Origin of the sequence: Streptomyces sp. NPDC021080 (genome assembly GCF_044333225.1) — a bacterium.
GTDB lineage: Bacteria > Actinomycetota > Actinomycetes > Streptomycetales > Streptomycetaceae > Streptomyces.
Map to the genome: position 1 here is coordinate 207954 of NZ_JBIRQM010000003.1, position 17344 is coordinate 225297.

13 protein-coding genes and 1 pseudogene are annotated in these 17344 nt (G+C 67.8%); 7 read left to right on the forward strand and 7 right to left on the reverse strand.

Annotated features, from left to right (window positions below; all coding sequences use genetic code 11):
• The first annotated feature begins 206 nt into the window (after positions 1-206).
• The 6 genes from ACH4S8_RS08490 (at position 207) to ACH4S8_RS08515 (ending at position 5442) form a co-directional block, all read left to right on the forward strand.
• Complete coding sequence (locus ACH4S8_RS08490; RefSeq protein ID WP_398391942.1) at positions 207-1994, forward strand: type IV secretory system conjugative DNA transfer family protein; 1788 nt, start codon at positions 207-209, stop codon at positions 1992-1994.
• A complete protein-coding gene (locus tag ACH4S8_RS08495; protein WP_398391943.1) occupies positions 1991-3235 on the forward strand; it encodes a DNA cytosine methyltransferase in 1245 nt (414 codons plus the stop codon). Before ACH4S8_RS08490 ends, ACH4S8_RS08495 begins: the two co-directional genes overlap by 4 nt.
• Entirely contained in the window at positions 3235-4353 is a 1119-nt protein-coding gene (locus tag ACH4S8_RS08500) for a DnaB-like helicase N-terminal domain-containing protein (protein WP_398391944.1), read from the forward strand. The genes ACH4S8_RS08495 and ACH4S8_RS08500 overlap by 1 nt, the downstream gene beginning before the upstream one ends.
• A 66-nt stretch (positions 4354-4419) precedes the next feature.
• Positions 4420-4602 carry a hypothetical protein gene (locus ACH4S8_RS08505; protein ID WP_398391945.1) on the forward strand — a complete coding sequence of 61 codons (183 nt, stop codon included), beginning with the start codon at positions 4420-4422 and terminating at the stop codon, positions 4600-4602.
• Between the two features lie 107 nt (positions 4603-4709).
• A complete protein-coding gene (locus tag ACH4S8_RS08510; protein WP_398391946.1) occupies positions 4710-5267 on the forward strand; it encodes a hypothetical protein in 558 nt (185 codons plus the stop codon).
• Entirely contained in the window at positions 5254-5442 is a 189-nt protein-coding gene (locus tag ACH4S8_RS08515) for a DUF317 domain-containing protein (protein ID WP_398391947.1), read from the forward strand. Before ACH4S8_RS08510 ends, ACH4S8_RS08515 begins: the two co-directional genes overlap by 14 nt.
• A 66-nt stretch (positions 5443-5508) precedes the next feature.
• Here ACH4S8_RS08515 and ACH4S8_RS08520 read toward each other — a convergent pair whose 3' ends face one another.
• The 5 genes from ACH4S8_RS08520 to ACH4S8_RS08540 all read right to left on the reverse strand — a co-directional run bounded on the left by ACH4S8_RS08520 (position 5509) and on the right by ACH4S8_RS08540 (position 13546).
• Positions 5509-6591, reverse strand: coding sequence for a hypothetical protein (locus ACH4S8_RS08520; RefSeq protein WP_398391948.1), 1083 nt, complete (start codon positions 6589-6591; stop codon positions 5509-5511).
• A 72-nt stretch (positions 6592-6663) separates the two neighbouring features.
• A complete protein-coding gene (locus tag ACH4S8_RS08525) occupies positions 6664-8034 on the reverse strand; it encodes a protein kinase (RefSeq protein WP_398391949.1) in 1371 nt (456 codons plus the stop codon).
• Positions 8031-11126 carry a hypothetical protein gene (locus tag ACH4S8_RS08530; RefSeq protein ID WP_398391950.1) on the reverse strand — a complete coding sequence of 1032 codons (3096 nt, stop codon included), beginning with the start codon at positions 11124-11126 and terminating at the stop codon, positions 8031-8033. Before ACH4S8_RS08530 ends, ACH4S8_RS08525 begins: the two co-directional genes overlap by 4 nt.
• Positions 11127-11148: 22 nt before the next feature.
• Entirely contained in the window at positions 11149-11802 is a 654-nt protein-coding gene (locus ACH4S8_RS08535) for a hypothetical protein (RefSeq protein WP_398391951.1), read from the reverse strand.
• A gap of 535 nt (positions 11803-12337) precedes the next feature.
• A complete protein-coding gene (locus ACH4S8_RS08540) occupies positions 12338-13546 on the reverse strand; it encodes a hypothetical protein (protein WP_398391952.1) in 1209 nt (402 codons plus the stop codon).
• A gap of 281 nt (positions 13547-13827) precedes the next feature.
• Between ACH4S8_RS08540 and ACH4S8_RS08545 the strand changes: the two are divergent.
• Positions 13828-13944: pseudogene (locus ACH4S8_RS08545) on the forward strand (transposase family protein); the annotation flags it as partial.
• 917 nt (positions 13945-14861) lie between these two features.
• Here the strand turns inward: ACH4S8_RS08545 and ACH4S8_RS08550 are convergent.
• Entirely contained in the window at positions 14862-16031 is a 1170-nt protein-coding gene (locus ACH4S8_RS08550) for a hypothetical protein (RefSeq protein ID WP_398391953.1), read from the reverse strand.
• Positions 16032-16071: 40 nt separating this feature from the next.
• On the reverse strand, positions 16072-17178 hold the full coding sequence (locus ACH4S8_RS08555; RefSeq protein ID WP_398391954.1) for a hypothetical protein: 1107 nt from the start codon (positions 17176-17178) through the stop codon (positions 16072-16074).
• Positions 17179-17344: the final 166 nt, after the last annotated feature.

A 17344-nucleotide genomic window follows, 5' to 3' on the forward strand; every position in this document is an offset into this window, starting at 1 on the left:
TGCCCCTGGATCCCGAAACTGTCGAGGTCGACTTCATCACCCTGCATCACCCGGCTGGATGCGGTGACCCCGCCTGGGGCACCGTCCCTCTCCACCGCGCCTGCAGCTGGAGCTACAGCACCGAGAGCGATCCCAACGCGAGAACCGTCGGCCAAGAACAGCCGCAAACGCTGATCCCTCCATCCCCGCCCGGAAGCACATAGCCCTTGCCCCCTTCCTCCTCCAGCAACACCGACGGGTACGACCTCGTCCTGCGCCTCCTCCTTGGCGTGCTCGCCGTCGTCGTCCCCTTGTCCCACCTCGCCTGGCTGTCCGGCAACGTCACCTCCTACCTCACCGGATCCGACTGGGCCCCCTACCAGCCGACTACCGCCCTGCTCCACCCCGAGCAGGTCTGGCCCAACGCAGGAGAAACATCCCTGCTGATCGGTGCACGCATCGTTCCCGCTCTCTTCCTCCTTGCCCTCGGAACGGCCGCGGGCATTCTGTGGGCCCGGTACAAGAACCGCAGCGGCGGCCGGAAGAAGATCACCGGCATGGCCAAGGCCCGGGACATCCAACCGCTGATGGCCAAGGCGATCACCGCCAAAGCCCGCTCCCTGCGCCCGAGTCTGAAGGACGCCAAGCGCATCGAGGCCCGCGACACCGGCGTCCTGCTCGGCAACCTGCAGGGCACCCGGCACGAGGTGCGCATGGGCTACGAGGACGTGGCCGTCGCCATCATGGCGCCCCGCTCGGGCAAGACCACCTCGCTCGCCATCCCCTCCATCCTTGCCGCACCGGGCCCGGTCCTGCTGACCTCGAACAAAGCCGCCGGTGATGCCTTCACCGCGACCTACGACGCCCGCGCCCGCGTCGGACAGGTGTGGTCGATGGACCCGCAGCAGATCGCGCATGCCGCACGCGAGATGTGGTGGAACCCCTTGGCGGACGCCAAAACCCTGGACGGCGCCGGGCGGTTGGCCGGGCACTTCCTCGCTGCGAGCGTGGACGCCTCTCAGCAGGGCGACTTCTGGTCCAAGGCCGGATCCAACATCCTCGCCCAGCTCTTCCTCGCCGCAGCCCTCGACGACCGGCCGATCACCGACGTCATGCAGTGGCTGGCCTTCCCCGCCGACCGCACCCCGCTCGACATCCTCCGCGACCACCAATTCGCCGCCGTCGCCACCCAGCTCAAAGGCACCGTGGAGGGACCGCCGGAAACCCGGGACGGCATCTACGAGACCGCCCGCCAGTACGCCGCCGCGCTGCTGAACAGCGAGATCGCCGCCTGGGTCACCCCACAGAAGGACACCGCCGAGTTCAAGCCGTCCGCGTTCGTGACCTCCACCGACACGCTGTTCCTGCTCAGCAAGGACGGCGGTGGCGGAGCCTCGGCACTGATCGCCGCGTGCGCGGACTCGGTGATGCGTGCCGCGACCGCGCAGGCCGAACGCGCCAGCGGACGCCTCGACCCTCCCATGCTCGCGATCCTCGACGAGGCCGCCAACGTCTGCAAGATCTCGGATCTGCCGGACCTGTACTCGCACCTCGGGTCACGCGGCATCATCCCGATCACCATCCTGCAGTCCTACCGCCAGGGCCAGAAAGTGTGGTCGGACGCCGGAATGGACGCCATGTGGTCCGCCTCGACCGTCAAAGTCATCGGCTCCGGGATCGACGACCCGGACTTCGCGGACAAGCTCAGCCGTCTGATCGGCGACCACGACGTCGAGACGACCTCCATCTCACACTCGGAGTCCGGCAAGTCGACCTCGATCAGCATGCGACAGGAACGGATCCTGCCCGCCGACGCCATCCGAGCCCTCCCCAAGGGCACCGCACTCTGCTTCGCCACCGGCATGCGGGCCGCCATGCTCGACCTTCGCCCGTGGTACCTGGAGCCCGGAGCGAAGGAGCTGTCCGCAGCGTCCGCCCGCGCATCCAGAGCGATCACCGCCCGCGCCGTGGCAAAGCACGCGCCGACGCAGGACGACTTCGGACTGGCCACGTGATACTCGACCTCTTCGCGGGGCCGGGCGGCTGGAGCAGAGCACTGGACGTCCTCGGCGCCCGCGACATCGGTCTGGAATGGGACGAGTGGGCCTGCAAAACCCGTTTGGCTGCTGGACAGTTGACGGTCCGGACCGACGTGGCGATGTATCCGACATGGCCCTTCATCGGCCGCACCCATGGACTGATCGCCTCCCCGCCCTGCCAGGCATGGAGCATGGCCGGCAAACGCCTCGGCCTGGTCGACCAGCCGCTGGTGCATGCGGCGGTCGAGGATCTGGCCGCCGGACGTGACACCCGCGAACGCCTCCTCGCCGCGTGCCGTGACGAGGGTTCCCTGCTCGCGGCCGAGCCGATGCGCTACTTGCATGCCCTGAACACGGTCGGCGAGCCCGACTGGGTCGCCATGGAGGAGGTTCCGGACGTCCTGCCCCTGTGGAAGCAGTACGCAGCCGTCCTGCGCGGATGGGGGTTCTCGGTCTGGTACGGAATCCTCAACGCCGCCGACTTCGGCGTTCCGCAGACCAGGAGGCGGGCAATCCTCCTCGCCTCCCGGGTCCGTACGGCGCAACCTCCCACGCCCACACATGCCCAAGTCGCCGAGCCGGAATCGCTGTTCGGGCCGGGCCGCGCCCGCTGGGTCAGCATGGCCGAAGCCCTGGGGTGGGGTGCGACCGACCGCCCTGTCCCCACCGTCTGCGCGGGCGGTGGACCCGGTGGCGGACCCGAACCGTTTCCTTCGGGCTCCCGCAAGACGCTCTCCTACGCCCGGGAGCGTGGCACGTGGATACCCCGGCCGGACGGGGCGGCTCTCAAGTCCCGCCGCGAAGGCGCTGGATGGGCTGCCCGGCACGGCACGCGCGAGAACCGGGCCGCCGAAGCCCACCGCTGGTCCTGGTCCCTGCGCAGCAACAACCAGGCCAACGCCACCGTCCGTCCGCTGTCCGAGCCGGCCGGCACCCTGTTCTTCGGGCACCGCGCGAACGAGTGCACCTGGGTCGCCGAACCCGCCTCACCGCTGGCCGAAGAAGCCGATGCGCCCGCCGTTCCCGAGCCGATCCGGATCACCGCCCACGAGGCCGGCCTCCTGCAGACCTTCCCCACCGACTACCCCTGGGCCGGCAACAAGGGCCAACAGTTCTCCCAGATCGGCAACGCCGTTCCCCCGTTGCTCGCCGGCCACCTCCTCGCCCCGCACCTCGGCGTCACCCTCGACCCCGACGACTTCACCCTCGCCGCCTGATGTCCTACACCCACGAACCCGGCGAAGACGACCTCGACGCCATCGCGCCGCCCCAGCCCGTGTTCCACGTCGAGCAGGCCCTACTCGGGGCCCTCCTCCTCGACCCTCACCGTCTGGGCGACGTGAGCGGCATCGCCGCCGACTCGTTCTCCACCGTCGCGCACGCCGCCCTGTACACCGCGATCACCACCCTGCCGCGGCCCGACCCCGCCGAACACGCGAAGAACACCAAGTGGCTCGACCGCGTGCTCGCCGCGGGCCGAGAGCAGGCGTGCGGGCTGACCGCCTCATACCTGCACACCCTCGTCCAGGTCTGCCCCTCGCCCAGCCACACCCCCTCCTACGCCCGGATGGTCGAGGCGGAGCACGCCCGCCGCCGCCTGCTGACGGCCGCCGAACGCCTCATCCACACCGTCCACGACGTCTCCCTCCCGCACCCCGTCCAGACGGTGCTCGCCGAGGCCGACGCGCTCGCCGCGGTCGTGGACGACATCGCAAACCGCTTCCCGCCACGCGCTGGTGTGCTGCCCCGCACCACGGCACCGCCTCCGCCCGCCGCGCCCGACCCCGCAGAGGCCGTCGAGGAGGAGCAGATACTGCTCGCCACCGCCACGGCCTACCCCTCCGACATCGAAGCCGTCCGGTGGCTGCTCCCCGACGACCTCACCCTGCCGCTGCACGCCGGCTTGTGGCAGTGCCTGAACGGCCTTGCCCGCCGCCAAGAGCCCGTCGACCCCGTCACCGTCCTATGGGAAGCCCAGCAGCGCGGCCTGCTGGACGACGGCAGTGAACCAGGCGAGGTCCTCCGCATGCTGGCCGAACCGGCCGGATCCGCCGAGCACTGGGGCGAGCGCGCCCTGCAGCGCTCCCTCCTGGCCACGGCCGAACACACCGGCCGACGCATCGAGGCATACGCCGTCGACCCGGGGAACGCCCCCTTCCAACTCGTCGTCGGCGCCCGCCGCGCCCTCGCCGACATCGCCGCCGTCCGCACCCGCTGGCAGCACGCCACCGGAGCCACCCCGCCACAGCAGCGGCGACCGGCGCCCACCACCCGCGCCAGCCCGCCGACCACCACAGCCGCACACGCCGCCCGATCCACACGGGCAACCCGATAGCCCCCCGCGTACACCGGTGGCCGGACCCCAAAGCCCGGGCACCGGCAGAAGAGACGAGACCCTCACGTGACTCCCGCCATCGACGCCCGCGTCCGCCTCGACACCCACCCCACTCACCCGAGCGCCGTGCAGGCCGTCCTAACCGGCAGCCAGGCCCACGTCGCTCTCATGGCTCTGGAGGCTGCCAACTGGAGCGCCGCCGCCGACAACATCCTGGTCCTGGTCCGCATCAATCACGAGGAGCCATAGGCCGAGAAGGCCGCACAGGCCTTGGCTGCAGACGGCTTCACCACCGAGATCACCCCCCCCGGCTCCGCGAAGCGATCGACGAGGAGTGGACGTGGGCCAACTACCCGATGCCCTGGTGCACCCGCGCGGAGATCCGGGAGATCTCCGACGAAGCTCAGAAGATCCATGACGACATCCGCCATGGCCGACTCACCGTCCACGCCCACGCCGACGACAGCGGCACCACCGTTGCCGTCGCCACGTACCGCGACAGCGGCAAGAGGGTCTACCTCCACGGCGAGAACCACCTGCGGCAGATCGCCGACACTTTCGACTCACCCGCCCAGGCCCTCATAGCCTTCGAATGCCTCCACTACGACACCATGCGTCCCGACCCCGCGCCCATGACCGACACCGAGCGCGCCGCCACCCAAGCCCGCACCTCGCTCGACACACCCGCCTCAGAAGCCGAACCACCCGTCGCGGAACCGGAGATCGTGCCCGCCTACGCCGCCGATGCCAGCGACCACAATGCCCTCCTCGACCAGTTCCTCGCCTCACACGGCGACTGGGAGAAGTGGCGCACCTGGACACCACCCACGCGATCCACGAATCCAGACCCTGCGCATCGAGCGCGTCCACGGAGCCCACCCCGGCGAGACCGCCTGGACCGTGGCCGCCTATGAGACGCCCGTCTCCGACCGCATGTGGCATCTCACCGCGACCGGCACCACCCCCGCCCCCGTGCTCCAGACCCTGCTGCACCAGCTCGCTGAAGGCGACGGGTGGGACACGGCCATCGGAAGTCCCATCGAGGAGAAGACCGTCACCGCCGCCACCAAGCAGGAGCTTGTTGGTTGAGACTTCGAGATCTCCACCAACGACACGGGAGCTTTGTGCGTTGCAAGTATCGAGCCCCTCACTCGATCAGTGGTCGCGGTGAAAAAGCTCAGTTTGCCTTGGGACTCCCGATCGTTGGTGCTGCAGAGGCAGACTTGCTGGGATTTCCGGGAGCAGGCCCAGCGACCTCAGAATGCGTCCGGTGTCAGCTCCGTCGATGATCATGTAAGAACGAGAGCGCCGGGCGTCGTGGGCGTAGGCGTCCATCATGCCAACCACGCTCGGCTTGATCTGATGACAGTGCTGCAGAACGAGTAGCTCCGCAGGCTCGGTGAACAGCCGGTCGATTTGGTCGCCGTTCTTGCCCAGGGCCTTGACGTCCATGGCGCGAGGGTAGCCGGGTCCCTTGAACAGCCAGGCGGCCGAAACCTGGCGCCCACGGACGAACACTCGTGATGTGTACAGATCGGAGCGCTCGCCACCCCAGTCTTTCGGAACGTACGACTCGCCAATCAGCTGGGCGAAGGCGCGTTTCACCACATCCTCCGGCACGCGCAGGACCGCCTCACCCTCGGCCTCGGTGATGGGGGATGCGAAGTCGATCCCGCTGAACTGGCTGATATCGCTGGGGTACACCCGCGCTCCCGGCGCCGACCCCCCGGCGGCGGGGTCGTCACCGACGAACGACCTGATTCCGATGAAGATCGGCCTGAGCTCAATTTGCGCTGCGCTGAGATTGGTGACCGTTCCAATCAGGTAGGCCCGCCTGTTCCCGGCGAGGCTGCCGGTCGCGGACGAGCTGGCGGTTCTTGCCGAGTTGAATGTGCCGGTGACTCGCACCGGCTCGCCCGCGTCGAGCACGGCCGTAAAGCTGACCGGCTTGAAGCCTGGGGCGTCGTGGTCCCGGTCCCGCTGGAATGCAAAATCCAGCTCAGCGCCTACGACCTGCCCTGTGCGCAGGTCCTGCTCCAGGACGCGCCTCGCCAGCTCGCCAACTCCCAGCGAGGAGAGCGCTTCGGCGAGTTCCGTGGCGAGCACGTAGGGCAACGCTGCCTCGGGCTCGCTCCTGCGGGCAGCCCGCGCCCGCGCGGACTCCGTCCGCTGCTCGCCAAGGAGTGACTGAACCTGGTCCTGGTGCAGGTAGTACGGCTCTAGCGCGATGCGCGTCATCGACAACATGATCCTTTTAGCTGGGGCGAACCAGGCTCAATGCCTGGCAACGCTGGGACGGCGTGGAAACGCTCACGGGATGTCCTTGAGCAGGCTAAGGAACTCGTCCACGTCCTGCGGTCGGTCGGTCGGCTTGTGGCGGGTCGTCTCCTCTACTACTGCTCGCCATGGTCCGTGTGCGGGCAGCAGCGGGAGATTCTGCTCTGGACGCTCCCCGGTCAGGATGGCTGCGATGAGCCGTCCGATGCTGTAGATGTCGGCAGCAGCCGCCACGTTATGGGGGTTTCCGGACGACAGCTCCGGCGCGGCAAATCCCTCGGACCCGAAACCGGTGCCGGTCCGAGTTCGGCGCGGAACGCTAGTCTCCCCTCGGGGGTGACGGCCAAGCCCCCAATCTGCCACGACCCACTTGCCGTTGAGGAGCAGAACGTTTGCTGGCTTGATGTCGCGGTGGATCCGGTCGTCGGCGTGTGGACGGCGCAGTCCTTCACAGACCGCCGTGACGAGGTCCCGGAGGGCTCCGGCATCCCTCTGTAAACGTTCTGCGTGGCTGGCGGCGCTGCCGTTCGCAAGCGGCATGACGAACCACCGCCCGTCCGGGTCAGAGTCAAGCACTGGCATGACGTTCGGGTGCTCTCCGTAGAGGCGCCCGATGGAGATCTCGCGGCCCATGCGGTGCATAGAGTCCTCATCGCCGTAGCGGAGCTGTTTCATAGCGACGGGGATACGGGTGTGCCTGTGCACGCCGCCGTAGACCGCTCCCTGGCCGCCCTCAGCGAGCGGCTCCTGATCCCTGTCGTAGTCCGCCTTCGTTCCGCGCTTGAGCCACCGCACAGCGGCCCACGGCGCGGCCTCGCCCGTGCCGGTCATGGTCTCGTCGGGGAGAAGGGCGCGGGCGGCCTCGATGACGTGGTCACGATAGGCCCCGTCCCGTTGCGCTCTGAGGATGGCCACCAGTGGGCCGGCAGCCGGAAAGGAAGCAAGCTCGACAGCAAGACGGTGTGCCTCGTCGCCCTGAGCGGCCCTCCGGGCGGCGCGCTGGCTGGTGTGCTCTTGCCGGGCCGCATGCAGGTCAGGATGAGGCACCCAACCGCGGGGTGGCAGGACCACGCGGGCGTCGCGGAAGTCGCATTCGAGGACGATGCACCCGTTGCGCGCGAGCTCTGCGGCTATGGCCTCGGCACGGACGCCGAACGTGGTCACGGCGGATTGCCATCGGCGGGGGCCGTTGGTGGCGAAGACCCACTGGCTGTCAGTCAGGCCAGGCGGGCGGTGCGGTGCCGGGAAGCCTTCCGGTTCCAGAGTGACGCGCGTGATCTTCGGATTGCCGTTGCGGTCGGTGCTGTAGTTGCCGTCGGGCAGGGGGACGGCGTACGTGGTGAGGCCGGGATAGACGCTGAGGTGACGCATCGCAAAGCCGCGCGGGCGGGAGCGGGCGGTCATGCCGGCTCACGGTACTCGTTGCCGGTCAGCCAGGTACGGAGCAGTTCGACACGCGGGGCGTGCTCGTCATAGCCGACGACGACGGGCTGCTCGTTGTACGGGCTAGAGTCTGAGCTGCGGCGCAGCTTGACGTACTCGCCGCAGGCGTCGATGGCATAGGACTCCATATCGTCTTGCAGTGCCCCGATAACGGTGATGCCGCTCTCCCTGCCAATCTGCCCGAGCAGGGCGACTGCCTCGCGGCGGTGCTGCTTACCGAGGTTGCGGCCGAGCTCGTCCAGAACGAGGACTAGCGGACGGCCAGTGCCGCTTGCGGCTGCGGCAGCGCACACGAGTTTGATCGCCCGATCATCGATCTGTGCAGTGTTGGCCCGCCGGTCGTAGGGGATGTGCCGCCGTCCCTCGGCGCGCCGCCACGTCGGTGCAACATTCCAGCCCCAGTCCTCGGTGGGATCGCCCGGCGGCGGAGGTTCGTCGTACTGCAGCGAGGCCCCGTACCCACCGTAGGCCCTGTCAAGCCGGTCGAACTGGGTCGCGACGTCGGCTAGCTTCTTCTTGATAGCGGAGCTGAGCGCCCCTCGGTAGGCCCGGCTGGCCTGAACCGCCTCCCTGTGGCCGATCCGCGCGGCGCCAAGGCTCTCGTGGCGTTCCCTGCGCTGAATGGCGATTTGCTGGCGCTCGTACTGGTCGGTGCCTTCCAGGTGGCGCAAGTAGACGTGAAGTGCGTGGCGCAGCGGAGCGAAGGCGGCCTGGGCCCGCTGGCTGCTGCCGGCTCCGCGCTGGTTGAACTCTTCCAACAGCCCAGTAATCTCCGTCGGCATGCTGTTGGAAGCGGTGAGAGGGAAGCATTCGGATATCGCGGTACGGATCAGGTCCCTGGCTTCCTCCCACCAGTCGCCAGCCGTCCAGGACTGCTGGTTGTCCGGCAGAGCGAGCAGGTGCTCGCTGGCAGAGTCGAGGGTGCCATCCCATTGAGCGGTCAGTTCCGAAAGGCCGAGCTGCGATTGTTCCTTCTTAAGGTTCTCCCGCTTCTCTCGCCGTGCCTTATTTGTGTCGTCGAGGGTGGTCTTCTGATGTTGCAGAGACTCGATCTGCTTCTGACGGACACCCTCCAGTCGGAGCACCTCGTCCCGCTCGAAGACTGCAGCAGCGAGCGCCGGGGCGAGTTTCGCTCGCTCGTCCCGGATGGCCTGATCCCTCTTCCTCAGGCTGCCAATCTGAACATCCAGTTGGCTTGCCTCAACTGCGGCTCCTGCGCCCCTCTGCCGACGCTCAGCGGCGGTGACTTGCTGACCGGCAGCTTTCCATCGCTCTTCGGCCTGCTGATGGCTTTCGGATTCTTGGCGAACGCGCTCCCGTGCGGCGGCGATGCGGGCGGCACGGCCGGTCACGGGCCTAGGGAACCCGCCGATGATCACAACACCCGCGTCGTCGTGGACCCGGTCAGGGTCGGCGCGGGTAGTGACTCGCGCGTCAAGGGCCGCGAGGAAGCCGCTCAAGTCGTATTGCGGGTCGGCGTTGCTCGGGAGGCCAACGTGTCCCGCACTTGTAGTGAGATTGGCGGCGATCAAGGTCGAGCCGGGTACGCCCGCCAAAAGTACGCTGGCCCTGTCGAGATCGCCGGAGTCCACGACAGCCGCCTCACGATACGGCCAGAGGACTGGCTCCCACTTCGGCCTCTGCTGGGCGTTGAGGACAACTGCGTCGAGCAGGCAGATGCCGCCAATCCCCTCGGCTGCGAGGACGTCGATCTGCTGCCGGGCCAGGTCCCTGCCGCTTTCCGCGTCCCGCAGGCTTGTTTCGGCGTCGGAGAGCGCCTTCTCCGCCACTCCAACTGCCTTGACCGCCTCTTCCAGTTTAGTGTCCGCATCGGCGCGTTCCCGGTTGGCGGTTGGCTCGTCACGGCCGTCAGCATCACGGGCTGATTCCCTGGCTGCGCGCAGCCGACGGTCCGTCTCCTCGATCTGGTGTTCCAACGTTGCAATCTGGTTGCCCAGCTCACGGTCATCGCCGTCGAGCCTGTCGAACGTGCTCATCGCGGCCTGCTGCCGTCGTGTGAATGCCTTGTCATCGGCCAGCTCCGCCACCTGGCCAACCAGCTCTTGTGCCGTGCGACTGGTCTTCTCAATCTCGGTATCAATCCCAGCAACCTCGGCCTGGATTTCGACGTTGCGCTGGAGGGCATCGCACAGCAGCCGTGCCGTGCGCGACCGCCAGCGGTCGGCAGCTTCCGCGACTCGCCCACGCGCCTGGTCCCGGGCGTCGATACCGCCCTCGATGACCTGGGCACTTTCCTCCCAGGTGGCAAGGTCAGACTCGGCGTCGTTGGCCTTCTGGAGGAGGTCGTGCTCGTGGCGGCGTGCCTGGCGTTCCTTCTCTAGCTCGCGATCGATCCCGGTGAGTGCAGCGATCGCCTCGAAGATCCGCCGCTTGGAGATCTCGTTCAGCGGTTGGGCGAGCAGGTTCGGTGCGGCGCTGGCCCGCACTGACGTCGACAGGAACGACACACACCGCACGTGCTCCCCGTAGAGGGTGCGCGGGAGATCACGGGCCGCCACATCCTGCCGCCTAGCCCGCAGGGGCAGGGTCTGCCAAACCGAGTCAGCAGCCTGCTCCCGGTCGGCCTCGCTGTCCCCAACGGGTAGATGCAGCCCGCCTTGCCAGCGTAACTTCAGTCGGGGCCCTTTCTGGCTGCTGCGGTCGATCCGGATCCACACGGTCAGGGCGCTGGCCTGAAGCTGATCAAGGGTCCCGGCGGCAGGAGCGAACACACCGATGACGTACCCATGGTCGGCATTACCCCAACGGTCTTCACCGCCGGCGTCCTCCGAGTTGAACAACAGGTCGACCGCAGCGGGCGCGCCAGAGCCGAATCGCCACTGCTCATCGGCATGCAGCAAGCTGATCTGGGCCAGCAGCGACGACTTCCCCGCCCCGTTGGAGTCCTTCGGCCCCTGCCCGGCCACGGCGATGAGGGTGCCCGCGGCAATCGGAACGGGATGCGTGGACAGTCTTGAGACGCGCACGCTCTGAAGGCCGACCAGGACACGGTCACCGACGATGTCCTCTTCTGGTGGCGTGCTGCCGCTCATGAACCACTCCTCGGGGAGATTGTCACTTCTGGGGGCGGCCCAAGCTCCGGCGGACCATGATCGCCGTTGCGAGCGCGGTATCCGGGCCTACGGCCAGGATTAGGTTCTCCTGCAGACGCTGCCGCGCGGCGGGAGTGAGCCGACGTAACGCCGACCCAGGGACGTAGGAGGCGCCAGCCGTCTGGGGATCGGAGCCGCGCACCGCACGGACCAACCCGGCCGCGCGCAGCCACTGCAGGGCATCGGACAAGCGCCGCTGCCCGTGAACCTGCGATAGCTTCCGCAGGCGGGTCGGTGTGGTCGGATGGGGTGACTGCCAGTCATCCCCGACCAGACGCCCCTCTGCCCGAGGGATGGCGACCGAGTGGATCAGCACCAATATCAGCGCGGCCCGCTCCAGCGGCGGCAATATCCCCCAGCCCTTCGCCACGAGTTCCGCGGCGATGTCGTCCCGGTACCCCGATGTCCACAGGTAGGCGCCCGCGTGGACGAGCGTGCGGCCGGTCCTGTGCAGCATCTGGTCAAGCAGGTGGCGCAGCGCCGCGTCCCGAAGTGCGGGCAGCGCGGCCTCACTGGCGGGCTCGCTGCCGTACTCAAGCGCGGCCCAGGCCGAGACCAGCGCGTCGCGCTGCTTATCGCCGAACGGCTGGAGCAGATCATCGAACAAGCCGCTCATCGGTCCGACTCCCGATCAGACCGCGGCAGCGGCAGCTCCCGGCGCAACTCCCGCAGCGCCGGAAGGTCCTGCTCCGGCCATGTAGCCACCCGGGGGCCAAGGCAGACCCTCTGCGCCTCATCATCGACGTCCAGCCACCGGCTAGCATGCAGACGTCGGAGCGCCCCCGTTCCGAGGCGGTGCAGCACCTCTTCCCCACGTCCGGGAATGAGCTGGTCCACTACATCCAGCACCTCGCGGGTCGTCGACGGCTGTCCCGGCCATGGGCTTGTCTGGACGTCGGCCCAGCAGCAGCGCAGCGCCGCGGCTAGGACCCGGCTTGTCTCGTTTGGGAACTCCACTGGGAGCACCTGCATCCGCAGCTCGCGCAGCACGGCAGGCGTCACGTCGTCGGGCGGGCGGGGCAGCAGCCAGCAGCGCTCACCACCTCGCTCCACTAATCGCAGCATGCCTGCCGGGGTTCTGGTCGCTGACGGCATGCGCAGCGGGCCTTCGGCTCGCGCCCTCGCCCACCAGAGCGCCGCCTCCGCACTAGTCACATGGGCCTCCGCTCTCGCTCGAACACGCCAGGAGTAAGCCAGGACGGCACGCTGCCCGCCCGTACCTGGACAGGGCCAGACCATGTCAGCCGGTAGCCGAGCCGGTCGTTGTTGCTCGCGGCAACTAGGTCGGCCAGCACGCGGCGCGCCGTCACCCAGTCCATGCCCGACAGCAATTGCTCGACCGCAACAGAGTCCCGGCCACTGAGCACCTCTTCGGCGACTCCCGCCAGTCGCTCGGCCTCCGCGTCTGACCGTTCCTGGGAGGGCTGCTCATCGCCATCGGGAACGCGGGAACGCGGCGGCGTCGAACGGCTGCCGTTCGGCTGCGACCTACCAGCAACGGCCTCCGCCAGGTCGGCGACATCGTGCCACGGGGAAGGCGCGTCGAAGACTTGATCAGCCAGGACCGCCGCGAGCTCATCCACGGTTGCCCGCCGCGCAAAGCGCTTCCACATCTCGGGCGGTAGCAGGTTCAGCGCCCTCGTGGTCCCCGCTGCGGTCATCAGGCGTGCCGACGCGTTCGTCGAAGCATCTTCGTAGGCTGCGATCGCCGATCGCAGCTCCCCGCACATGCGGCTGAGCCCCGGCCAGAACTCCAGCAAGATCTCATGCACCGCAGATGCTTGGTCGATGAGCGACTTCGCGTTCCACAGCAGCGGCGCGCGCTCCCGCAGCGCCTCCACGGTGCCGCCGACGGTCAGCGCCACAAGCTCGGCGACGAGGAGCCGGAGCGCCGTGGTTATTCCGACGACAACCTCAAGGGCTTCCTCGGGTGTACCCTGCCCGCCCTCCAGCCTGATCTTCTCCATCGTCAGAAGCTGATGCAATTCCGACTGCCCCCCACGGGCCAGCATCCGCTGGACGAACAGCATCGACACGTAGCTAGTGAACGAGGCCCGGTACTCACGCTGGTAGGGCTTATCAAACGCGGGCTGAATCGCTCCAAGCCTCCGCAGGACGCCCAGCCGATTGTCGACCACCTCGTCCGGGAAGGCGGAGCACGCCGCCCTGATCTGCTCAGCTGTCAGCCCGTCCTCACCCGCGCGGGCAAACGCAGCAAACAGCGTGTCCGCCAGTCGGAACAGAGCCGCGTCATCGATCGCCGCGTTCGCCTGGCGTGCAAGGACGGCGACAATCTGCTCAAACACAGAAACGACGGCCTGCTCGGCCGCCACTGTCTCCAGTCCAAACTGCTCGTCCACCACTGAACCGTTCCTGGTTGTGTCCTGACTCTAGGGTTGAGGTTCCAGCTGCGACTTCGCCTAGTTGAGGTAGAACTCAGATTCGTAGTTGACGGTGACGTACTTGTACAGGGGAAGCTGGCACTCCAGGCTGATCTCGTCACCCCCAGTCCCACTCATAGAACGTAGGGTAGCCGAGCTGATGGGAAGGGCGGGGGTAGATGGCGATCACGGTCATACCCAAGGGCGTGGTCGACGTCGAGGCCGTGGTGCTCAATCCAGCCAGGTCGGCGTGCACACGTGATCGTCGTTGCAAGCTCCCACCACACCAGCACACTCTGGCCGGCCTGGCGTACCTGCGCTGGCACAACCCCCTCGGCCAGTTCGCCGCTGGATTTGGCATCTCCGTCAACACGGCCACGCCAGCCGCGATCCGCGTGATCGCAGGATGAACCAGAGTAGGTGGTCGCGCCCGGACTGGCCTTCGAACCGAACCGATGTCAGTGCGAGAGCCGGGCATCCACGAGTAGGCGCACGACGAGCACTCCGTCCCGAAGTCACTCAACGAGTTTCACCGGGACCTGACTCCGGACGCTTGCCCCTACCCCGGCACATCGGCTGGGGCCCGCACAGCGAGTACGACCTAGGCGGTTTCGTTTGGGTCCGGCTCTTGATGGGGATTCGCAATTTCCCCCACAGATGCTCTTCGATCCCCACTCGGTTGCTGTGGGCAATGAGGGCCGGGGCCGCCCGCTCGTGGAGTGTGCGGGCCGTGCCGGCCGGTCAAGGGCGCCTTCGGCGGCGCTACGCGCTGGGCTTCGCCCACCCTGGACAGTCCGCCCCGTCCCTGGACCTGGCTGGCTATCGGGCGGCCCCTCCCTTGTGGTGCCCGTCCGCAGGTCAGCGGCCTGCGGGTGGGGAATCAAGGCGCGCAGGTCTGTCCCACCCCCGAGCACGGGGTGGGGAGATTCAAGATTCAAAAGTCGCCATCACCCTCATGTCGAGCCTGCGCTCGATGTCCCGTCGCGGATACGACAGAAGGTCAAACGCTGATAATGCCGCACGCCCACCCCCTCGCGATCGACGGAGCCGTACGGGCGTGCGAGGCATGCGACGCCTGTCACGACTGGGGGGTGATCAGCCTCGGTGACGAACTGCAGCTGCGCTGCCTTACAGGCCACGAGCAGGAGATGCGCAGACGCAGCTGGGAGGGATCTCCAGCCAGTAGGGCTGGTACATCACCGCTGCAGCGTGGCGACGCACCACGGGCAGCACGCCAGCTGCCAAGACCAAACTCCGGTGGCTAGCCTGCCGGCCGACGTGCGCGATACGGGCTTCAGGACTGCTCCACCAACTCTCCGCTGATCCGGTCCCAGCTCGGTCGGGGGCCGTCGACCGAGCGCACGACTGTGAGCAGGCGGCCGTCGAGGAACGTATCGAGCCGATCGCCCGTCAGGGTGGCCAGCCGCTCGCGTTGAGCACGGCGGTTCACCTCTACCCGCTCGCCCAAAACTCCGAGCAGTACCTCGTGACGCGCCTCGCCGAGGGCGTCGCCGCGGATCCACCGTCCTCGGACCGGTACGTCGGCGAGCGTGCCGAGCTGGTGCTCCTCGCGGCTGAAGGCCCGGTCCATCGCCTCCTCGGCCACCAGTCCCACCCGGCTGATCGCCGCCCGGCTGGCAGCCCCCTCACCCCTGAACTCCGGCCTCGGAAGGTCGCCCATGAGGTTCCCTTCCGGGGCCAGGTCCACAACACGGCGAGAATCGGGCCGGGGAACACGGAATTGCCAGGGCTTTGCGTCTCCTGGGGCGTCGATCCATCCGGTCTTGAGGCCCGTCAGTGCGGCGGAGCCGTCGGGCAGGAAGATGTCGACGTAGACGCCGCCCGCACCAAGCCAGACCCAGCTCATGAAGTAGGCGTGATCGCCATGGTCAACGGACCACTGCGCGAGCTTCTCCAATCGCTTCCTCTGCTCTGGGGTGCCCTTGCCCGCTGGGAACATCTGCTTGGCGCGCCGTCGCCGTCCCCGTGCCTCTCCAGCGACCGGCCCCGCTGCCAGGTCGTACAGCAGATCTGGCCGCACACCCGTCTTCGAGTAGACCCCGGAGAGTTTGCCCGGCAGCACGTCGAAGCTGCTCAGTCCGCTGGCGCCGGGCTTCCAGTCGAACAAGGCCTCGCTGGCGGCGGTCATCACGCCGAGCCCGGTGCACTCGCTGACAAAGCGCTGGATGTGACCGGCGCTGGAGTCGAGGGCGGGGCACTCGACTCCGAACGGTCCTTTGCCCTGGCCGCCGATGATGTAGCTGAGGAGAAGGCTGATCTCGTGATCGCGCACACGCTGGTCGACCGTCCTACGCAGGTCGCAGGCGAGGGCGTTGATGTTGACCATGGCGGCCAAAGAGACCGGCAGCGAGCCCTGCCCGATCTCGACAGCCTGGACAGCCTCCGCGCTGGCCTGCCCCTTCTCGATCGTGAAGCGCCACACCCGGGCGCGCACCGTACTCATAGGAGAAGCCTAAGATCTGCCTTGCGTCGCGATTCATGCGTCAGCACGTAGGTCTGGGACCAGGATCCAATTCGCCCTCCAGGAGGGCCTTGATGATCCTTTGGGTGCGGTCCCGCATCTCGGGCCCGTGGCCGGCGAGATTGTGGTCGAGTTCGTGCTGCGGCATGTCCAGCACCTGCTTCATCTCGCCGACCAAGGCGGGCCATGGCGCCAGCGAGTCACTCAAGCCCTCTACGTTGCCGGACCAGTCGGCCCGGCGTGCTCCCAGGGCGAAGGCAACCAGAAAGACGGCCATGATGGGCTCGCTGTCAAGAGCGATGTGCCCGCCCATACCTGCGAAGTTCTCCTTCCCGGTCATGGCGGCGATAGCGCGGGTGACAACGGGGAGTTGGAGGAAGAGGGCTGCGGCTGGGGAGCGGGCTTCCTCCCATTCGGAATCGGTGGCGTCGGCAAGCGCTCCAGCCATTCTCGGCAGGGAGACGAAGTCAGCGGCGCCAACGAGGGCGCTCGCCGGACCGGTCAGCCAGGGATCGACGTCTTCCACGCGCTGTCGTCTGCCCGGGGAAACGCCGAGGACCTTCTCGATCGTCTCCGCTTCCTCCTCTGTCACGTTCGGCTGCTTGCCGAGAGCGAAGATCTGCAGCAGATGCGCGACCGCTGTTGCCCGTTCGCCGGCCGGGACGCGGATCGGGCGGGGCAGGGCGTTCTTGCCGCGCTTAGCAGCCATGGTCATAGCGACGGCACTCACCACCGCGTCCTGTTCGGCAACCGGGTCGAGGCCTTGGCGAGATGCCTCGGCCTGAAGGTCCTGTTCCACCTCGTGCAACAGCCTGGTCAGCACGGCGGTCGCCGATGCACGGACTGCGTCCAGGGCGAGGGGGAAGCCCTCGATCCAGAGCACGACGCGCAGCACGTCCACGTTCTGCGTGTGCTCACGCCAACGCAGGAGTCGGACGAGCTGCTGGTCGCTGCCAAGCGGGTAGATCCAAACGGGCTGGCGCCCATCGTTGCCGACGCGCACGGGGCGCGGCATGAGGCCGTCTTGACGGAAGTCCTCCAGCCGCCTCTCGGTCATCGCGCCGAAGCCGGCAGACATCGCGGCGCGAAGGAGGTCGTCGCGCTGCAGGACACGGGGTTCAACTGCCATGCGGGACAGCGTAGAGGCGCAGCGGGCAGCAGAACCAGCCGAGTACTCCCGTCCCGGGCCGCTCTAACTTGCAAGCGTTCCTTTGCCCGTTGTCGCCTGCGGCTTTGCCCTGCTTCTGTGAGTCCACGACGCCAACACGGGCGTCTTTCCCTTCTCTCGAAAGGAC

Bases quoted from the DNA above. Each gene is read 5' to 3' on its own strand.
- ACH4S8_RS08500 (WP_398391944.1), top strand. From the start codon at position 3,235: ATGTCCTACACCCACGAACCCGGCGAAGACGACCTCGACGCCATCGCG.
- ACH4S8_RS08510 (WP_398391946.1), top strand. From the start codon at position 4,710: ATGCCCTGGTGCACCCGCGCGGAGATCCGGGAGATCTCCGACGAAGCT.
- ACH4S8_RS08520 (WP_398391948.1), bottom strand. From the start codon at position 6,591: ATGACGCGCATCGCGCTAGAGCCGTACTACCTGCACCAGGACCAGGTT.
- ACH4S8_RS08525 (WP_398391949.1), bottom strand. From the start codon at position 8,034: ATGACCGCCCGCTCCCGCCCGCGCGGCTTTGCGATGCGTCACCTCAGC.
- ACH4S8_RS08530 (WP_398391950.1), bottom strand. From the start codon at position 11,126: ATGAGCGGCAGCACGCCACCAGAAGAGGACATCGTCGGTGACCGTGTC.
- ACH4S8_RS08535 (WP_398391951.1), bottom strand. From the start codon at position 11,802: ATGAGCGGCTTGTTCGATGATCTGCTCCAGCCGTTCGGCGATAAGCAG.
- ACH4S8_RS08550 (WP_398391953.1), bottom strand. From the start codon at position 16,031: ATGAGTACGGTGCGCGCCCGGGTGTGGCGCTTCACGATCGAGAAGGGG.
- ACH4S8_RS08555 (WP_398391954.1), bottom strand. From the start codon at position 17,178: ATGGCAGTTGAACCCCGTGTCCTGCAGCGCGACGACCTCCTTCGCGCC.